This is a genomic window from Flavobacteriales bacterium, from assembly GCA_016124845.1.
Classification (GTDB): Bacteria; Bacteroidota; Bacteroidia; order UBA10329; family UBA10329; genus UBA10329.
Genome location: WGMW01000012.1, coordinates 64241 through 82450, shown reverse-complemented (window position 1 = coordinate 82450; position 18210 = coordinate 64241). Strand labels below are relative to the sequence as shown.

Sequence of the window (18210 nt, the reverse complement as noted above, 5' to 3'; positions counted from 1 at the left end):
GGTAATACTGTCTAAGGCAAGGCTTAATGCTGCTCCAATTGCGAAACGCGTTGAAGCAACTGCTCAATGACCGCTTGCTGGCTCTGAACCTGTTCCTGCAATTGGTCCTTTTCGTTCTTTAGGTCTTGCATGGACTTGACCAACAGCGGTGTGAGTTTGCCGTATGCCACGCCCCATGGACGCTCTTCCACATTCTCGCCTCCGACATCGACAGCGGTCGGATAATGCTCAAAAAGCTGCTGCGCGATAAAGCCTGTTTCGAGTTTCCGGCCATCGGCCTTGTAGTGATAGTCTTTGACCTCTATGGCAAGAAGATCATCAAGTCCATATTGGGTTTCTACAATATCCGTCTTGAGGCGGATGTCGGAAGTGGTCACGTAATCCACCGAATTGGACCCGCTTTGGCGGATGCGCCCCAAATAAGTAGCGTTCGGAGTTTCAAACTGAACCATGCTTGATTCCTGCCCTGAGGCAAAGGTGTTGTGACCCGCACGCACCAACAGACCTTCATCGCGGCTGCTGTTGCTGTTGGCCGTGTTTATGATTCTTGCGGCAAAGACCTCAAAGCCATCGGCACTTGTTTGAACCACCAATTTACTTGCTGGTGATACCTGACCAATACCAACATTTCCACCCGAGGTGATGGTCATTTGCTTGGAAAGCGTTCCGCTGTCTGTTGTATGGAAAGAAAGTGCTCCGTCATCGGCACCACCATCATTTTCAACGGCAATTCGCGCTCCTGTGTAATCGACCGCCCCACTGTTCGGATCGTAATTCTGAAAATTGATCTGAGCAAAATCATTGCCCGCATCCTGCCGTGAACCTCCGACCGTTATGGTTCTGGTGGTGTTATTGATTATCCCGTTTCTATCAAGAAGCAGATTACCGCCCACGTGCAGTTTCTGTGAAGGGCTACTCTGGCCAATACCCACATTGCCGCTTCCCGTACTGTAAACATCATTACCGCTTACGGTCCAATCGTTGTCGGGTGTAATAATCGTGGCGGGGTTGGTCCATGTCATTTTGCCTGTGGCATCACTCACCAGCAAATAGCCGGCTGCTTGGTTGCCATCCACCATTCTAATGGAACCTTGCACATCGAGCTTCTGAGCGGGCCCACTTGTTCCGATACCGATGTTTCCACCTACATCCAGGACCAATTGATCGGTGAGGTTCACCTTGCGCATGACGAGGTCGCCACTTCCGTTCATATAAATGACGGCATTTCCATTGGATCCGCTGATCCTTATTCCTTCAGCATCGGTTGTTCCTGACCCAGCAACGTGGAGGATGGCAGCGGGTGACGAAGTGCCGATCCCTACTTTGCCATCAGCGGCCACACGCATTCTTTCAGTAGCAGCCAAGGTGCCCGAAACGCTATTCTTCGTGAGTATGCTCAAGTACCCGCCTTTGTTGCTGTTTCCTTGAGGGCCAGAAGCGTTGGCACGAATGACCACTGCCGCGTCTACAGAGGAAGGGGCTGTATCGTCATTATTATCGAACAGGATCTCGCCCATCAATTCACCGTCAACCGTGTTGTTGTCGTTTCGGGTGAAAAGCATCTGTGGTCCTGTTGCCGACTCGATGTTCAGTTGACGATCGGGTGTGGAGGTTCCGATGCCTAAATTCCCAGTGTTGGCATTATAGATGTCATTTCCAGCTACGACCCAATCGCCATCATCGGCAGTTGTGATAGTGCCAGGATTGGTCCAAGTAACCGCCCCTGACCCATCCGTGGTCATTACATAGCCACTGGTTCCATCAACGGTCGGAAAACTATAGGCGTTGTTCACATTGAGTGTTCCATTGATGCGCAAAAGATCATTGTCAAACTCGCCATAGATAAGCGGTGATGACGTATTGGTGTTTTCAATGAAAAGTCGGTTGTTGAGGGATTGACCTTGCCCCGAATAGGTTCCGATCAGCACATTGCCGCTGCCAAGGCCATCGGCACCGGCAGAACGTCCCAAGAAAACGTTTTCGTCCCCCGAGTTGTGATTGTCTCCAGCTCCTGCACCAACTGCCGTATTATGGCTACCTGTAGAATTATCTCCCATGGCATAAGGTCCGATACCGATGTTGTTGACCCCCGAGGTAACCGCATTGAGGGCGCCATATCCAATGGCAGTATTCCAACCGCCATCGGTAACGGAGCTCAGAGCAATGCTACCAATACCAACGTTGTTCTTCTCGGATGCTGGCGAATAATCAGCCGCCCCGCCTGCCGATTGCCCGATGTAAACGGAACTGTTCGTGTTCAGCACACCTATCTTTCCATTGCTCATGGTGAAATACTCTGTGCCCGCCATGTCAAATCGGATAATGTCCTCATCCGCGGTTTCTTCCACCTGAATTTTAGTGTCGTTGTCAACATCGGTAACTCCGCCAGTTGGCGTTATCCTCCCGTTTATCTTCAGCCAATCCGTGCTGAAATCGCCAAAAATGAGCGGATTGCCGGTATTGGTGTTATCAATGTAAAGTCGGTTGCTTCCGGTTTCGTTCTCACCCGCTTGATTCCCCAGAAAAACATTTCCATTACCTGCCACATTACTTCCTGCCAAATAGCCGACCATCGTGTTGGACGAACCGCTGTAAAGCGCACTTCCGCGACCAGCGTAATAACCGACCAAGGTATTCTGGTTGCCAGTCTGCTGGTTCGATCCGGCCTGAGCTCCGAGATAGGTATTGTAAATCCCTGAACTGTTCTGGTGTCCGCTGTAATCCCCAACCGCAACGTTGGCTTCTCCTGTGGTATTATAGGTAAGTGTAGCGTTCCCGAAAGCCGTGTTGTTCTCTCCAGTTGTGGTAAGTGCCCCACTTAGATTACCGATGAAATGATTGTTGCGATTATTGAGATCATCACTTTGCCCGGCATTTGCTCCGATGAAAAGGCCGTTGCCCGTATTGGCAGGTTCTAATCTACTCCCGCGCATTACCCACTTTTCTGTTCCGGCCAGGTCAAAGCGGATTCTGTCCTCATCCGGGTTTTCCTCCACCTGTATCTTGGTGTCATTGTCAGCATCTGCAATTTCATCTATCGGGCCAGAAATTCCTGTCGGATCTATCCAAGCCGTAGTTCCTGAACCGTTTGTAGTAAGCACAAAACCGTTTGCTCCATCGGCTATCGGAAAACTATAAGCGTTGTTGACGTTCAGTGTTCCGTTCACGCGCAAAAGGTCAGTACCGAAATCCCCGTATATGAGTGGAGTGGCAATATTCGAGTTGTCGATATACAGCTTATCGCTTCCAACCTCATTCTGACCTGCCTGAAATCCCAGAAAGACGTTTCCACTACCGGTGTTGGTGCTCCCCGATGAATTCCCAAGGAACACGTTATTGCTTCCTGTGTTACTCTGTCCTGCATTCACGCCCATAGCAGTATTGGAATCGCCAACGATGTTATTTCTTAATGCGTGCGATCCAAAAGCCACGTTGCCGACACCGGTGGTGTTATCGTGCAAAGCCCAATGGCCCGCAGCTGTTGAATTATTTCCGGTGGTGGTGGCGTACATTGCCTCCCAACCTATGGCCGTATTGAAGCTGGCAGTAGTATTGGCGTTCAGCGCACCAAGGCCGACAGCGGTATTTTTTGATCCGGTTGTATTGTTCGCCAAAGACTCAACCCCCAACGCAGTATTGTTTTCTCCCGTGGTGTTCGAAAACATTGCATTACCGCCAACTGCCGTGTTGTTGTCAGCGATGGTATTGGCTACAAGCGCGCCATCCCCAATTGCCGTGTTATTATCTCCGACCGTATTGTTGAGCATGGCATATCCCATGGCCGTATTGTAGCTGCCTGTAGTATTGATAGAAAGGGTGCCTTTTCCGACCGCAGTATTCTTTACACCGCTTGTATTTGCCAATAAAGCCTGATAACCGATTGCGACATTGTCTGTTCCCGTATTGACGTTCAACGCCTGATATCCCAAACTGGTGGTGTAAGGAGTTCCATGGTCGATGTATCCCGCCTTTTCATTATTCACTTTGAATTTTAACGCCTGAGCATCTGAAGTTCCAATGAAATTGATAGACGGGTCAGTCCCACTGTTTCCGGTCAGTCCCCATGCCTGGGAGGTAACAACTCCGAAGGGATCCGTCCAGGTCATTTTTCCATTTACATCAGAAACAGGTATAAACCCAACTGCCTCATTGCCATCCACCATGCGGATAGAACCTTCGACATGCAGTTTCTGAGTTGGTCCTCCCGTGCCGACACCTACGTTACCCGATGAGGCGACCCGTAAAGCAGCATTTCCCGCTCCTGCATCCACACGGAATGGAGTAGCGTTATTCTGGTAATCGAACAGGAAGAAATCATTTGTTGGTGTTTCGCCTAATGTCCACGAAATGTTGTTGTTCGATCTGCGGAACGATATACGACCTGAACCACCAGCACCTGGGGTCAATGAGAACACCGCATCTCCTGAGGTGGATGTCAAATGCAGTTTTGTGAGTGGATTGGAAGTTCCGATACCCACGTTGCCCGAGTTGGCGCTGTAGATGTCGTTCCCGCTGATGGTCCAATCGGCATCTGCGCCACCGCCAAAGGTTGTCCACTGCGTGCCATCCCAGCCCTGAAAGTTGGTTCCGTTCCAGTGGATGGTTCCGGCTCCGCCCGTAGGCGCAGCGCTTGTATTGATAAAGTCGGTGCCGAGCTTGATGGCCCCGTCAACTTGCAACATTTCCTGTGGATTGACGCTTGCCGGGCCGATGCCAACGCCCTGTTGTGCCTTTAATTGGATACTGAAGAAGACTGCTGTTCCTGCAATGAGAATTGCCTTGATGTAATGGGTCATGATGAGAGAATTGATGGTTGATACAAATCTCAGCCAGCGCAGCGGGGGCTGAAATAACATAAGTTAGTTTCGGACGAAGGGCTTTTCGGGTGATGGATCAGGGGAGGAAAGAGGGTGTGCGGACGGCCAAACCATCAATGGCCGTCCATAGGGAATCAACGAATCCCAAACACAACACCCCGAAGCAAAAGTGAGAACTCGGGAGTGGTCAGAAAATAACTTAAGCTAAGTTCTTCGGCCTTATTTGCCGGGCTTCACCAAACGTGCCCGGATCCTGGAAAGCGAAACGGGCGTGATGCCGATATAGGATGCCAAGTACTTGATCTGCACGCGTTGCAACAGCTGCGGATACCGCTCACGGATATAGAGGTATCGGTCTTCTGGCGTCAGTACGGTATGGAACCAGACCTGTTCGCGGGACTCGGTAATGGCCTTTTTCAGTTCGCTGGCAAACATGGCCATCACGTTGGGCCGGTGGTCTGCCAATTTCTCCAACTCACGCACATCCAAGCTTGCGATCAGACAGTTTTCCAACGCCACAATGATCTCCGGGGCCGTTTCATCATCAGTAAAAACGGTCGGGCTGGCCGTGACCGTACCCTCATTGTTCAAGCGCATGGTCTTTTCCTCGCCATTCGGAAGGATGATGTAATTCCTGGTCATTCCCTTCAGAATGGCGAACAGTTCGGTGCTGTGTCCGGTCTGTGTCAGGAATTCACCCGTGCTATAGGAACGGACCTTCATCAGCTTGGCCACCATCACCACATCCACGGGGTTCAGTTTTCCAAGGGTGGACAGAAAATCTTTTAGCTCGGATATCATATGCGGTGGCTCAGCGGTCTCTGCGAAGATAATCTGCATACCGCCAGCGACAACATTGGCCTCGGTCAGTTGTCGAGAATGGGTTTTGGCGGCAACAGGCATGTGTTGCAACTGTGCGAAATGGTGGCCCTGAAGGTAAACACGCGTCATCGGAGCGGTCATCCACCGATCCAGCGTCACATATAAATACAGAACCATAACTTTGCGGCATGCAATTGCAGCGAATACAGATACAGGAAATATCCGGCTCCCCCCAAATGGAGAGTTGACCCCTTGCTGTTCGCGCATATCGCAACTACAGGTCAAGCCCCATTTCAAGGGGCTTTTTTATTGGCCTGTAGCTCAATGGTCAGAGCAGCACTCTTATAAGGTGAAGGTTCCGGGTTCAAGTCCCGGTAGGCCAACAAACCCTCGTCACCCTGAACTCGTTTCAGGGTCTAATACGGCCCCCGTTCCATCCACCTCCTTTTGTCATTTCGAAAGAAGGGAGGAGTCGCAATGATCCTTCCTTCTCCCTTCCCAACCTCAACACACAATTCATCCACTTTAATAGATTTACATGGTGGATGTACTGAAGGCAATAGCGAACGTCAACGCATGGAAAAAAGGTGATAAGCGGGCGCCCCACAAGCCTTTGCTCATGCTCTTTGCCCTTTCCCAGTTGCAACGGGGCGTTACCGTCAACCCGTTTACTGTTGTCGATGAGAAACTGTCCAAACTGTTGGAAGATTACGGACCACCCAATCCAACGAAGGCTACTTATCCGTTTCTACGTCTTGCAAACGATGGTATTTGGACAGTCAATGCATCTGAGCCTCTTAAAACAACACAAGATTACGGTAAAGGAAAACTCATTCAGGTGCAAGCTTCGGGCAGCTTCATTCCCGAAGTGCAGGATTCATTGAAAGACCCAACAGTTTTTACTAAGGCTGTGGAATTCTTGCTTCACGAGAACTTTCCAGAATCGCTTCATGAAGATATTTTGAACGCCTTGGGTCTGGAGCTCGACTTCGACTACACCGAACACAAACGGAAAAGGAGAGACCCCGAATTCCGTCAGAGGGTACTCGAAGCATACGAGCGCAAATGTGCCATTTGCGGCTTCCAGATAAGAAGAGATGATCAAGTGGTCGGTGTAGAGGCCGCCCATATTAAATGGCATCAGGCCGGAGGACCGGATATAGAACAGAATGGAGTGGCCATGTGCACCATGCATCATAAACTGTTCGACTACGGTCTCTTTGCAATTGATGAGAACCTCAAACTCAAAGTATCTACCAAGGCAAACGGAGGGTATGGGCTCCAAGAATGGCTCTTGCGCTTTCATGATCGCGGTATTCAACTTCCGGTCAAACGCACCTACTACCCAGAACCCGAGTTCATCCATTGGCAGGTCAACGAAGTATTCAAAGGAACCTACCGCGATTAGTCGGTTTCAGTAGGCCCATGAGCAATTCCCGTCATTGCGAGCGCAGCGCGGCAATCTCCCAGATATTCCCTTTGTCATTCTGACGAAGGAAGAATCTCTGAATCAAAAACAGAATCGGTTGTTTGAGTAGGTCAGGATGGACAAGTTGATGGCTTGTGAAAACAATGGTTAGTTTTTCCAGACAGGTTAATGTTGGAATAGTTGATTGAAAAGTAAAAACGAACAATCCCGCTCTGCGTCCAGAACGGGGTTGCTTTCGGAGATTTCCGAGATGTAGAGCTTACTTCTTAGTGGCTCCTCCTTTTGATGCTCCCCCAGAATTTGAGCCACCCTTAGTTGGCGCATTTGATCTGCCACCACCGGAAGGTCTTCCCGTAGTGCTTGGTGCATTCTTCATTCCGCTTGATTTAGCCATAAATGATTGAATTTGGATTTCACCTACTCTATTAAAGCTTTTCGGTTTCCGCTGTTAATTATGGTCAATTCGCCTCCAGTATCTCCGAAACAGGCGTCCACACAATATGACCGGAGCGCATTAGAACCTTCTCATCGAGTTGCTTCAACTCTTCGGCCTTCTTAAGTTGTTCTTCATTCGGATTGCGTGGAAAGATTTCCCGAAGCCCTTTTCCAGTGTAATGCACCAAATTCTGCATGTCTTTCGTCAGGCGTATTACTCCATAATTCTTCGTTGTCCCATCTCGCATGGTGAGAACACCTGCATGACCCTCATTGACTTGAATTTTCATGAATGCATACTATTAGGAATTGAGTTCTTTGCGAACTTGGTTGTAAACCTGCTTCTTCTGGCTCTCGGTTAATTGAGCTAATTGTTTTTGGAACAAGTTCATTGCAACACGATTGGCTCTTCGATTTGCATCCGCTTTTTGAGCGGGTGTTAACTTATCATACCACAAGAGCGTGCCAACACCTCCTAAAATGGCGGCTACGGCTAAGATTGGAATTAATGGAAATGGCATTTGGTTTAAAAATTTAAAGGTTAATCTTCTTTTAATAGGGAGGCTAGTAAGCCGATAGCAAGAGCGCCTCCAGCAATCAATGCAGCACCTGCAACAACTTTACCAGCGGCTTCAACCTGTTCACTTCGATGCTCACCCCAATGAACCCAATTCTTGAAATGCTCGCAATTGTTGGTGATATAGTCATATGCTTGTTGTCCAACGCGAGACCATGCCCTGCGAATTGCAGATACCCGTTGAATTTCATTTCCTGGAAACCTTTCGATTCTTGTAGGTTCAAGTTGCGTCAGAAATTCGGCAAGTTCATCTTCTCCTATTTCACGAACTCCCTGAGTGTAGTTGGCAATGAATACGTGCCGGTTTTCGCGCACTCCCATATACAGAGCATAATGGTCTACCATTCCAAAGAATTTCTTGCGCAACACGATTGCATCCGTAATTCCTAGTCCATTGACTTGGACAAATTGATTTATTGTCATGATAATTGAATTTTTAATCCGAGGATAAAATTAGGTCGATAATCAGCATTAAATTGACTCGCTCAGTTCACGGTCAACTCATCATCAACTTAACATCAACGAGAATCCTTAAACCCATTAGTCCAGCTATGTACAATCCTCTTCAACTCAGCATGCTTAGTTGAATTCTTTCTAATGGCAAACATTAACCTTCTTACTTCAACTTGGATTAACTGATTTCCTTCAAAATCAACAAATCGGGCTTTCAGAGGAGTAAAATGTTTGGCGCGATGACCAAACCACGCTATTAGTCCTGCTGTCTTTAGTTCATCAAAGAGTACCAAAACCAAATCTCGATGCTCTTTGGAAGTTCTTACACTTAAATTTCCTTTCGATGTGTTGGTAAACAGTTTCTGGAATTCGTTTTGGGATTTAATGATGCCGTTGTCTTTCAGCCTAACGGCCAAGTCGACTAAATCTCCTTTTCTGTCTCCAGTCCATTTATAGTAGTAGGTTGAACTATGGGTTATTTCCTTTGATTCTGGAGGGCTTAATATCTGTGAATTCAGGAATTGAGCAACCTCGTGTTGGAATTCCTTGACCAGTTCGTCATAGTTCCAATTGTGAAGTTTGCAGGTGGTTTTCAACGTCTTCGCCAAGCCCCCTCCAAGCTTTGCCTGACTAACCTGACTTTTGGCCATCAATAGCACAAAAAGCCGACTCATAATGTTTCCAATTGTATAACGTAAGGTTCGCTTTTCGTTGAAGTCTAGCTGGGAAAGCTTAGTGTTGATTTTGGTTAGAGTGGAAGACGCGAGGGCTTCCACATATGTAATGTCTAATCCATCCCAAGATTGAACGGAATCAACCACGTGGTTGACATCCCCTAGAAAGCCAAAATCCTCAAGTTGATTTAGGGTATTGTCTACTTCATTGGCCCATATGTCCGCAATAACATCTCGAATCGACTTCATGGGTAATCATCATATCCATCAAACAGAAGTAATCTGCTTCTCAATCGCTTTGAACTTCTCCTTCACGTCTTCACCCATATAGAAGTCAAGCATATCCTCCTTTGTCAGTTTGCCGTCCTTCAAAAACTTGCCGAGGTACTGCTGATTGAACTCCATCAGCAGCATGCTTCTTTCAAGCTGTTTCAGAATCTCTTGGTTGTTGCTGATATTCTGTTCTACCAGCATTTTTATGCGCATCACCTCACCAAGGTCTTTTACAATTCGGGTTACTAAAAGAGCAAGCATATCCTTGTCCAATTCGGTCTCCTTGGCATTCACTGCAATGTCCCTTGCAAGCATATAGCCAACCGCCAAGTTGGTATAATCGCCACGTTGAGAATCAATGATCACAATAAAACCAACCCCAGGAATGAACCCGACATTCTCAACCTGTTTCAGCACACTATTGTCAACCAGCGAGCGGTCAAAAACGATCATACTTATTTTAGAATCTCGGTTGGCCTGAGCCTCCAATAACTGGCTCCAAGCCGTGTCCGTTTTTCGGATAAAGACATCCTTGCTTTCAATATCGCCAAGCCTCACGCTCTTATCGAACTTGCACTCAATAGCAATTCGAAGGTCATGCGAGCCATCAACTTCACAGATTATATCACCAGTCTTATTCTTTGGCAGGTTGCCCGCAGCGTTGCCCGTAAGCTTAGCCACATCCTTCAACTTCTTGTCTTGGAAGTAATTGTTCAGAAACTCGGCAATCTCCTCTTCCGCAAGCATACCCTTCATAGTGGTCTTATAGAAGAGTTCTTGCTTCAGGTCGAACATCACCTTCAAACTTTCTAATTCGGTGCCTAATTCATTTTGAGTTTTTGATAGGAAGGCAGACAAGCGGTCTTCCATCAAGGCCAAAACGCCAATGTAAATTGCTCTCAGAAGTTTCTCGTCTCGTTCTCCCGCAGGAAGTTTATCGAAGTAGTTGAAAACTATTTGGTTCTCAATGAGCAAATCCGAGATTTCAACTCTATTTCGTTTTTGATTCAGAGAAAGTGACATTAACCGACTTTTACATAAGGATACTGCCCTTTGATGTTTTGATGAAGGTATGATCCAACCGAAGGAGCATCTCGAAGCCCTTCAAACTCCAGACTATTAACACCGGAATAATCATAGACGGACCCATTAAGAAACCAAACCCTTAATGTTTCCGTTGCCTCATCATATCCGACCGCCTCTATATTCGATGAGGACACATAAATTTTTTCTATTTCCATGTTGCTAGGATTTTAGTTTTCTATTACGCCAACGTAGTAAGAGTTCTTCATATTCATCATCACTTGGTTTTGGCTTTGCCCATTGTTCAGAAGCTACAGGGTCACTACTTTTTGGGGCGTAGGTGACTTTATCAAATTTCACTCTAGAAGGAATTTTAACCGCTTCGCCCATAACCAACCCTTCTCCAGTCCGAAGACTTGGGAGTAAAGAAACAAGATCATTTAGGTCATCAGGCATAACGCTTCCAACATGTCCCCGATCCTTTGAGTTAGTCATGCGAAGAGCGACTAAAGTGCCTAATTGGCTAAGAACAGTCTCATCTAATTCCGAGGGGCGTTGAGTAATGAGCAGCAAACCAACCCCATACTTTCGCCCTTCTTTTGCAATGGTTTGAACTGTTCGTGATGAAATAGAATCAACGCCCGCTTTCAAATAACTATGAGCTTCTTCCAACGCTATCAATAGTGGTTGTTTACGCCCTCCAACATTTAATTCTTGGCCCCAAAAAAGTGAATCATAGATTATTTTGATAATCGTCCCAGAAATCGATGTCATGATTTCCGAAGGGACGCCTGACAAGTCTAAAATTGTAATTGGCTTATCGTCATTCAGCCAACTTGCCAACAAGCTATCTAAATCGTATTCAGCCTTACCATTGGCATCGGGCAAATATTCTCCTGGATTGAACAAGAATCTGTACCGATCATCCAATATTCGGTTACGCATGCCATTCAGGAAAGTAAGTATGCCCATAGCGGCTTTGTTGATGTTTGGGTTTCCTCCGCCCGCTCCAGGTGGTTGATGTTGACTGGGCGTAAGCGTAACTGGGTTTCCTTCTAAAATCCTTTCTACAAACCGCAACTCATACTCAGTTCCCACTTTGACCTTATCGAATACTTGCTTTTCAAAATCGTCTAGGTCGTACCAAAGATGGTTAAGACTGAATGGCACAGGACTGTCAGCGTTAATTGATTGGTCAGATGGTTTTTTCGCCAAAAGTTTAGCTGCCGCACTTTTTCGACTCTGAATATTGGCTCTAACATTATCTAAGGCAGATTCCTTCAGGTCTCCTGGAAAAATCGAAAACAACTCTTCAAATGGCAGAGCCCAAAACGGGATACGCAACTCGTGTTCTGCATTCTTCAAATCTGCGTTTACTCTAAACACTTTACTGAACGGTTTTAGAGTTTCATTGTATTCACCGTGCGGATCGATAAGCAGAATTCTGGAAGATTTAAACTCTTTACGTGAAGCAATAGCCTCAAGAATTATGGAAACTGTGTTTGATTTACCGCTTCCAGTACTACCAACAATAGCGCTATGCCTAGATAGAAACCTATTCAAATCAATATGCGCTGGAAGGCTCTCGGATGAACTAATTTGTCCAACCGTAATGGAGCTATCACCATCTATTTCACTGTAAATAATCTTTAGGTCATCAATCGTGACTAGATGCACTTCATCATCGGGGGTTGGAAACTGAATAACTCCACGCTCAAACCTGTTTCTGACCCTCTCACCAACCAGGACCACAGTAATCCAGCGAGAACTGTTAGTTGCCTCATCTGTTTGTGCGTTTCCTAATAGTTTTTCTGGTATCGCCTCTGCACCAGCTTGAGTCACCAAACCATATAAATGAGCATATCCCAACGGAATTCTAACGAATGAGCCGATTTGACCTATGCGGTATACAACACCGTTAATGATGGGCATAGAAGACCGGAAGTCATCGGATAACTTAACCGATAACCGACTGCCATTAACACTCTTGATGTGTCCGATAATCGTATGAGGGATACTATCCATTTTTCAATTCTGTTGGATAAGACAGGTCAATAAGGAACTCAACGAACACACTAAAATCTACGAGCTTAAGCAGCCCGGTACTGATAGGTGTCTCATCCCCCTTTCCTTTAGCCTCTGTTGGTTCTGGACCATCACGATCAAAGAACCTATCTATAAACTCAAAATCATCCTTTGCAGGCTCCCGTTTGAGTTTCCAGTTCCCATAAACACCACCGATTAATGCGGTTTTATTTGAGCAAATCATGATTTTATTCGATCGCCTTCCGATTTTGACCGGGATGGACGTTTCTGATAGTTGGTCATCGAATACGAGCGCAATCACTGTAGTTGATTTAGATTGTTCAAGAGCATTCATTATTGTCTCATTGATATGCTCGTCTCCGAATGAATAACCACAGATAAACAGCACACCATCATCTTTCTTAATAAAGGAAGACAATCTCTCTATGTAGCTTGAGTATGGTTGTTTTCTAGAATCGTCATACTTCAACAACGAAGGATAAATCACAATACCATCAGAACTAAGTTCTCGGCTTCTTATGATTCTGGTTTCTTCTTCATTATACCCCCATCCTAGTGAACCATGAAGTTTCCACAACCTCGTCCATTTAGGTAATAACTGATCGTTCTCAACACTAATAGGATCAAAAAACGGGCTGAATCCCCCAACAAATCCATCGAAATATGGAAGTCTCTGGTCCTCAAATCCAATCTCAAAGAGGTAATCGTAGTTGGTGGTAAATACTTCAATCGAGTGTTTTCTGGCAGCATATCTAATCCAACGGGCAAAATCCGAGTGCATCGCGCTGGATTTATGGAGATTGATTTCGTCATTATCATGAACCGCAACTAGATCTTTGATTTTCTTTTGGAAATTGGCTCTTAATTGTTTGAGTTCTTCCTTATTAAGGCCACATAGTTTGTCTTTTCCAACTACCCTAAGTTTTTGGTCAATAGCAGATATGATATTTTCAAGCATGAATGCTTGATTCTTTTTTTCTGGTTCCTTTTCATTGGATTCTAATTCTTCTTTAATCTGCTTCAACGCCTTTTTGAATTTGTCTTCGTTGATAGATTCAACTATAGTGGATGTCATCGACCAAACCCCAGGAATCAACGGTTTCTTGCGCCCCTTGCCATCGCGCATTAGATTCCCATCCTTATCCGTCAGCGGAGCGGCCATTGACGTCCCTGCCCCAAACAGAAATCCGATTCTAATTGTATTGTTAATGAGTATTTGTTGAATTCCTCTAATGAACTCTCTGGGATCATGCACTTGCTCCATGCTTATCAAGTATTTTTCCAATACTACCAAATCAATCCCATTCCCGCAACACTATGTTGTCAAATTCTAAAAGGAAACCCCACCTACTACTCGAAAATGCGAACAGTATGTGGGGCTCCATCAGCTACTGAAAACCTGCTTGTTTCAGGTCGTTTACTGTATCTTGCTCTGCTTGGTTGTTCTATACGAATGCAACCTAACTACATCCCCAAAACTTTCCCTCCGCCTCTCAGTCCCTCTGCGTGCAATACCCTACAGCACCAGCACGGTCTCCAACCCCTGTCTTCTAACTCCTAACTCCGGATCCACAGGTCAGATCTCCCCGTTCTCCAGCTTTCGGATCAGCTCCTCCAGCTCCTGCGGGCTCTTGCCCTCCAACAGTTGGTTCACCTTCTTCACCTGCGAGCGTCTCAGATACCCTAACGGATGATCTGTGCCGCCCTTCCACTCATAAAGGTCCTCCAGTGGGCAGTTGAAGGTCACGCACAGTCGGTCCATCATCTTCAACCGTATCATCTTATGCGTCTCCGAAAGCAGCCACCGTGCCTCATTGTCCGTATATCCATGGTTTACAAGGTAGGAGCGCCCCGAACGGATATTCCGTAGCTCCAAGAGTCGTTTGATGTTCAATAATAGCATCTTGTTGTGTGTTTATTTCCTGTTTAACACACCCAAGTGCCAATTATTGTGTCGAAACCACCAAAGAATGCAGAACAACCACCGCGCATCGTGGCCCGCACCATGCATAGTGCTTCGTAAATGGTGCTCGCGCCATCCCCAACGGCCGTTCTCATATCGTAACCCGTGCACATGCATTCCCTACCACCGCTTCTGGTGGCCGCACCACCGCTTTTGGCGGCACAACCACCACACAACGTTGCCCCACCACCGCTCTTTGTGAGCCAACAACTGCTTCGCGGTGGTCTCATAAAGCAAATTCCCGCCCCCATGAAATTTCCATGCACCGCTCTTGGTTATAAAGACATTAACCCGCCCAATGGGCATAAAATCAAAGGTCATGAACGATGCACAATCAAACAGACTCGACATGTACTTGGTCGTCAGCGGTTTCTACACCGATAATCAGACGGTCATAGATACGGTTCCCGCGCGGGCAGCCGCCTTCGCACAGCTCAACGCCAACATTACGGCCATCAACAGCCGCGTGGCAGGCCAGTCGGCAACCTCCAAGGGGGTCACCCTCGATAAGAAGGCTGTCAGAGCAGCACTCGACAATTTGACCCATGCGACCGTCAGTTCTGCACGCGCTTGGGCCATTGCCACCGGCAACAACACACTGGCCGAGGAGCTTAACTACCCGCTCAGCGACATCGAGCGCATCAAAGACGACACCATGCAGGGCTTCTGCGACTACCGTATCCAGATCGTTAACGACAACCTCGTGGCACTTGCCGATTACGGTATCGATGCCACCACCGTTACCGCGTGGCAGGACGCCCTCGATGCGTATGTGGCCGTCCTCGAAGCACCCCGCGTGGCCATCAACACCAAGCACCTCAATACCGTGGGCCTCAAAGAACTGTTCTCCCAAACGGCCAAGCTGTTCAAGGAGCAGCTCAATCCCCTCATGGTACCGTTCAAAACCTCCGACCCCGAACTTTACGCGGCATACCAGCAGGCATGCATCATTATCGATAGAGGAAGCACTTCCTCCAAAACAGTTCCAGTACCTGCCGACACCATTGAGATAGGCGCATACATTCACAGCTCCGACACGGACCTGCCCATTGCAGGCGCCACGCTCACCATTGTAATTGCCACAGATGTGGAACCCGTAACGGCCACCACCGATGCCGATGGCTTCCTGAACATGACCATCAAGGGGCTGAAACCCGATACCACGGGCAATTTCGACACCACGATAACGGCCGCGGGTTACGACCCCATTTCAGGTTCGTTCGAGATGACCTCAGGCATGCGCTACTCGTTCGATATTCCGATGGATCCGATGGTTGTTCCACCTCCAGCTGGGTAATGTAAACGTGCTTTTGTCCTGCGCTTACTGCCCAGTGCATACCCCAGAGCCGTCAACTTTCAAAAAGTTGACGGCTCTTGCATTTGTTCAAGCAGGCAGCTCCCCTCCTTGGAAGGCATGCCCTGAGCATGTCGAAGGGAGGGGCTGGGGGAGGTCAGATGACACGGCCTACGGGCTTCGGCCGGCACAGCCCACCCCTCCCCATACCCCCAAAAGGGTATTCAGAACGGGGCAAGCAACAGTTACTGTAAATTTGTGTTCGCTTTCAAAGCCTCATGGAAGAATTCTTACAGAAACAGATCATCGACCTGGGTAATTATCACCTCAGCATGCTGCAACTGGTGGCGTTGGCCGTCATCGTTGCGGTTACATGGGTGGTCACATGGGGCATCAAGAAGGTCATTGTCCATCGGGCCAACATTTCTGACCTCGAACGCGGAAGAAGGCTCTCCGTCTATCAGCTCATCCAATACATCATCTGGGTGGTGGCCATCCTTCTCGGCCTCGAATCGGTCGGGTTCAAGATCACCGTGCTGTTGGCAGGATCCGCAGCCCTGTTGGTCGGTATCGGTCTGGGCTTGCAGGAAGTGTTCAAAGACTTCGTCAGCGGCATCATCCTGCTGTTCGATGGCACCATCCGCGTGTCCGACATCATTGAGGTCGATAACACGGTGGGTCGCGTCCGCGAGATCCGCTTACGCGCCTCCGAGCTCGAAACCCGTGATGGCATTATCATGATCATCCCCAACTCGCGGTTCATTACGGGCAGCGTGGTCAACTGGACCCACAACCAGAAGCTCACCCGCTTCAAAGTGGTGGTGGGCGTGGCCTACGGCTCCGACCTCGAACTTGTGCGACAGACCCTGGTCGAATGTGCCTTGCAACACGATGAGGTGGTGAAGAATCCGAAGCCCAACGTCTTCTTCTCCGACTTTGCCGATTCGCAACTCACCTTCACCTTGCTCTTCTATTCGCGTTCGGTCTTTAAAATAGAGTTCATTAAAAGCGACCTGCGCTTCGCCATCGACAAGGCCTTCCGCGAAAAGGGCATCACCATCCCGTTCCCGCAGCGCGATGTGTGGATGAAGCAGTAAATGAAACGTTCAAGTGGTTTCAAAAGGACAGTTCCTTCCTTCGTCAGGAAAACAAGCAACCCCGCTTCCTGTTTCCCCGAGTGCAGCGAAGGGCCTCGACCCAACAGAACCACGCAACTGTAAGTATCTGAAGTGACGCTGGAAAAAGTATATGTAAACCTGATCGATGGCCTGCGCATGCCCTTCAGTTACCTGACCGATACGGACAGCCGCTTGCATGTGCTCTATCTTTTCTCCTCGCTGCTGCTGGCCTATTACGTGTATCGGAAGGCGAGGGTGGAGGGGTCGTTCTGGAACTACATCTTACGTAAGGATGTTTGGCTCAGCCGCTCCGCCATGGTCGATTACGGCCTTATCTTCTTCAACTCGCTGTTCAAAGTGTTCCTCATTGGGCCGTATCTCATCTTCGGGTTCTATCTCTCTTACAAGATAGAGGCATGGCTGCCCGAGATCATCGGTTATCCGTCCTTCACACTTTCGGCCACCACCACCATAGTGCTTTACACCATCGTCATCACCATTGCCGATGACTTCGGAACCTACGTCATCCACTACCTTATGCACTACGTTCCCTTTCTGTGGGAATTCCATAAGGTGCATCATTCGGCCACGGTGCTCAATCCCGTTACCCAGTACCGCATCCATCCTGTCGAACTCATCTTCAATAACATCAAAGGCATAGTGGTCATGGGTTTGGTGATGGGCCTTTTCCGCTACCTCTCCGCCAACCCGATAGATGAGATGACCTTCATCGGTGCCAACATCTTCAGCTTTGCCTTTTTGTTCTTCGGGTCCAACCTGAGGCATTCGCACATACCCTTACGCTACTTCAATTGGCTCGAATACATCTTCATCAGTCCCTTCCAGCACCAGATACACCACAGCAACGATCCGCAGCATTTCAACAGGAACATCGGTGCCAAACTCGCCATCTGGGATTGGATCTTCGGCACGCTCGTCCGCTCCAATGAGGTGGAAGCCGTGCAGTTCGGTATCGGTAAAGAGGAGGAGCCGCACTACAACTCCGTGTGGAAGAACCTGGCGATGCCCTTTAGGAACCTGATGTTGCGCATCCGCCTGCGTACACCACTTTAGAAAAGACATTTCTTAGCCACAGAGACGCAGATCTGCACAGAACCTGCACCGATGTGGTTTGCTTTTTCCGATTCCCTGGCAGATTACCAGAATCAAATCCCCCGGCCTTCGGCCACCCCCTTTTTAAGGGGGAACCGCACGGTTCCATTCGTGGTCATGAAAAAAAAGCGCGATGGCATTTCACCATCGCGCTTGTTACGTGATGCGGCTAT

At 48.0% G+C, this 18210-nt stretch carries 16 protein-coding genes and 1 tRNA gene; 5 read left to right on the top strand and 12 right to left on the bottom strand.

Going from position 1 to position 18210, the window contains the following annotated elements:
- Nucleotides 1-23: 23 nt before the first annotated feature.
- A complete protein-coding gene (locus GC178_06200; protein ID MBI1287155.1) occupies nt 24-4856 on the bottom strand; it encodes a hypothetical protein in 4833 nt (1610 codons plus the stop codon).
- 180 nt (nt 4857-5036) lie between these two features.
- Nucleotides 5037-5936, bottom strand: a complete 900-nt coding sequence (locus GC178_06195) for a cyclic nucleotide-binding domain-containing protein (GenBank protein ID MBI1287154.1) — start codon at nt 5934-5936, stop codon at nt 5037-5039.
- 13 nt (nt 5937-5949) lie between these two features.
- Here GC178_06195 and GC178_06190 point away from each other — a divergent pair.
- A tRNA-Ile gene (locus tag GC178_06190) sits at nt 5950-6022 on the top strand.
- Between the two features lie 155 nt (nt 6023-6177).
- A complete protein-coding gene (locus tag GC178_06185) occupies nt 6178-7047 on the top strand; it encodes a restriction endonuclease (protein ID MBI1287153.1) in 870 nt (289 codons plus the stop codon).
- A 479-nt stretch (nt 7048-7526) separates the two neighbouring features.
- On the opposite strand, the gene GC178_06180 is transcribed toward GC178_06185, so the two are convergent.
- The 10 genes from GC178_06180 to GC178_06135 form a co-directional block, all read right to left on the bottom strand.
- Nucleotides 7527-7793: a hypothetical protein gene (locus GC178_06180; protein ID MBI1287152.1), complete on the bottom strand. Its 267-nt coding sequence runs from the start codon at nt 7791-7793 to the stop codon at nt 7527-7529.
- Nucleotides 7794-7805: 12 nt separating this feature from the next.
- Nucleotides 7806-8024, bottom strand: a complete 219-nt coding sequence (locus tag GC178_06175) for a hypothetical protein (protein MBI1287151.1) — start codon at nt 8022-8024, stop codon at nt 7806-7808.
- Between the two features lie 20 nt (nt 8025-8044).
- Nucleotides 8045-8503 (bottom strand): hypothetical protein, encoded by a 459-nt coding sequence (locus GC178_06170; GenBank protein ID MBI1287150.1) that lies wholly within the window; start codon nt 8501-8503, stop codon nt 8045-8047.
- A 95-nt stretch (nt 8504-8598) separates the two neighbouring features.
- On the bottom strand, nt 8599-9456 hold the full coding sequence (locus tag GC178_06165) for a hypothetical protein (GenBank protein MBI1287149.1): 858 nt from the start codon (nt 9454-9456) through the stop codon (nt 8599-8601).
- Between the two features lie 18 nt (nt 9457-9474).
- A complete protein-coding gene (locus GC178_06160; GenBank protein ID MBI1287148.1) occupies nt 9475-10503 on the bottom strand; it encodes a hypothetical protein in 1029 nt (342 codons plus the stop codon).
- The gene (locus tag GC178_06155) at nt 10503-10721 is read right to left on the bottom strand and encodes a KTSC domain-containing protein (protein ID MBI1287147.1); all 219 of its coding nucleotides are present in this window, start codon (nt 10719-10721) and stop codon (nt 10503-10505) included. Before GC178_06155 ends, GC178_06160 begins: the two co-directional genes overlap by 1 nt.
- 4 nt (nt 10722-10725) lie before the next feature.
- Nucleotides 10726-12528, bottom strand: coding sequence for a DUF853 family protein (locus GC178_06150; GenBank protein ID MBI1287146.1), 1803 nt, complete (start codon nt 12526-12528; stop codon nt 10726-10728).
- Nucleotides 12521-13813: a hypothetical protein gene (locus tag GC178_06145; protein ID MBI1287145.1), complete on the bottom strand. Its 1293-nt coding sequence runs from the start codon at nt 13811-13813 to the stop codon at nt 12521-12523. Before GC178_06145 ends, GC178_06150 begins: the two co-directional genes overlap by 8 nt.
- Nucleotides 13814-14125: 312 nt before the next feature.
- Nucleotides 14126-14452 carry a hypothetical protein gene (locus tag GC178_06140; protein MBI1287144.1) on the bottom strand — a complete coding sequence of 109 codons (327 nt, stop codon included), beginning with the start codon at nt 14450-14452 and terminating at the stop codon, nt 14126-14128.
- 23 nt (nt 14453-14475) lie between these two features.
- Nucleotides 14476-14742, bottom strand: a complete 267-nt coding sequence (locus GC178_06135) for a hypothetical protein (GenBank protein MBI1287143.1) — start codon at nt 14740-14742, stop codon at nt 14476-14478.
- A gap of 89 nt (nt 14743-14831) precedes the next feature.
- Between GC178_06135 and GC178_06130 the strand changes: the two genes are divergently transcribed.
- The 3 genes from GC178_06130 (at nt 14832) to GC178_06120 (ending at nt 17998) form a co-directional block, all read left to right on the top strand.
- Entirely contained in the window at nt 14832-15809 is a 978-nt protein-coding gene (locus tag GC178_06130; GenBank protein MBI1287142.1) for a hypothetical protein, read from the top strand.
- A 275-nt stretch (nt 15810-16084) separates the two neighbouring features.
- Entirely contained in the window at nt 16085-16903 is an 819-nt protein-coding gene (locus tag GC178_06125) for a mechanosensitive ion channel (protein ID MBI1287141.1), read from the top strand.
- Between the two features lie 132 nt (nt 16904-17035).
- Nucleotides 17036-17998, top strand: a complete 963-nt coding sequence (locus tag GC178_06120; protein ID MBI1287140.1) for a sterol desaturase family protein — start codon at nt 17036-17038, stop codon at nt 17996-17998.
- Nucleotides 17999-18210: the final 212 nt, after the last annotated feature.

What these genes read in the sequence shown, in the direction of transcription:
- GC178_06125 (MBI1287141.1), top strand. Translation starts at nt 16,085, where the DNA reads ATGGAAGAATTCTTACAGAAACAGATCATCGACCTGGGTAATTATCAC.
- GC178_06160 (MBI1287148.1), bottom strand. Translation starts at nt 10,503, where the DNA reads ATGTCACTTTCTCTGAATCAAAAACGAAATAGAGTTGAAATCTCGGAT.
- GC178_06145 (MBI1287145.1), bottom strand. Translation starts at nt 13,813, where the DNA reads ATGGAGCAAGTGCATGATCCCAGAGAGTTCATTAGAGGAATTCAACAA.
- GC178_06165 (MBI1287149.1), bottom strand. Translation starts at nt 9,456, where the DNA reads ATGAAGTCGATTCGAGATGTTATTGCGGACATATGGGCCAATGAAGTA.
- GC178_06185 (MBI1287153.1), top strand. Translation starts at nt 6,178, where the DNA reads ATGGTGGATGTACTGAAGGCAATAGCGAACGTCAACGCATGGAAAAAA.
- GC178_06140 (MBI1287144.1), bottom strand. Translation starts at nt 14,452, where the DNA reads ATGCTATTATTGAACATCAAACGACTCTTGGAGCTACGGAATATCCGT.
- GC178_06135 (MBI1287143.1), bottom strand. Translation starts at nt 14,742, where the DNA reads ATGAGACCACCGCGAAGCAGTTGTTGGCTCACAAAGAGCGGTGGTGGG.
- GC178_06130 (MBI1287142.1), top strand. Translation starts at nt 14,832, where the DNA reads ATGAACGATGCACAATCAAACAGACTCGACATGTACTTGGTCGTCAGC.
- GC178_06155 (MBI1287147.1), bottom strand. Translation starts at nt 10,721, where the DNA reads ATGGAAATAGAAAAAATTTATGTGTCCTCATCGAATATAGAGGCGGTC.
- GC178_06150 (MBI1287146.1), bottom strand. Translation starts at nt 12,528, where the DNA reads ATGGATAGTATCCCTCATACGATTATCGGACACATCAAGAGTGTTAAT.
- GC178_06200 (MBI1287155.1), bottom strand. Translation starts at nt 4,856, where the DNA reads ATGTTATTTCAGCCCCCGCTGCGCTGGCTGAGATTTGTATCAACCATC.
- GC178_06175 (MBI1287151.1), bottom strand. Translation starts at nt 8,024, where the DNA reads ATGCCATTTCCATTAATTCCAATCTTAGCCGTAGCCGCCATTTTAGGA.
- GC178_06170 (MBI1287150.1), bottom strand. Translation starts at nt 8,503, where the DNA reads ATGACAATAAATCAATTTGTCCAAGTCAATGGACTAGGAATTACGGAT.
- GC178_06180 (MBI1287152.1), bottom strand. Translation starts at nt 7,793, where the DNA reads ATGAAAATTCAAGTCAATGAGGGTCATGCAGGTGTTCTCACCATGCGA.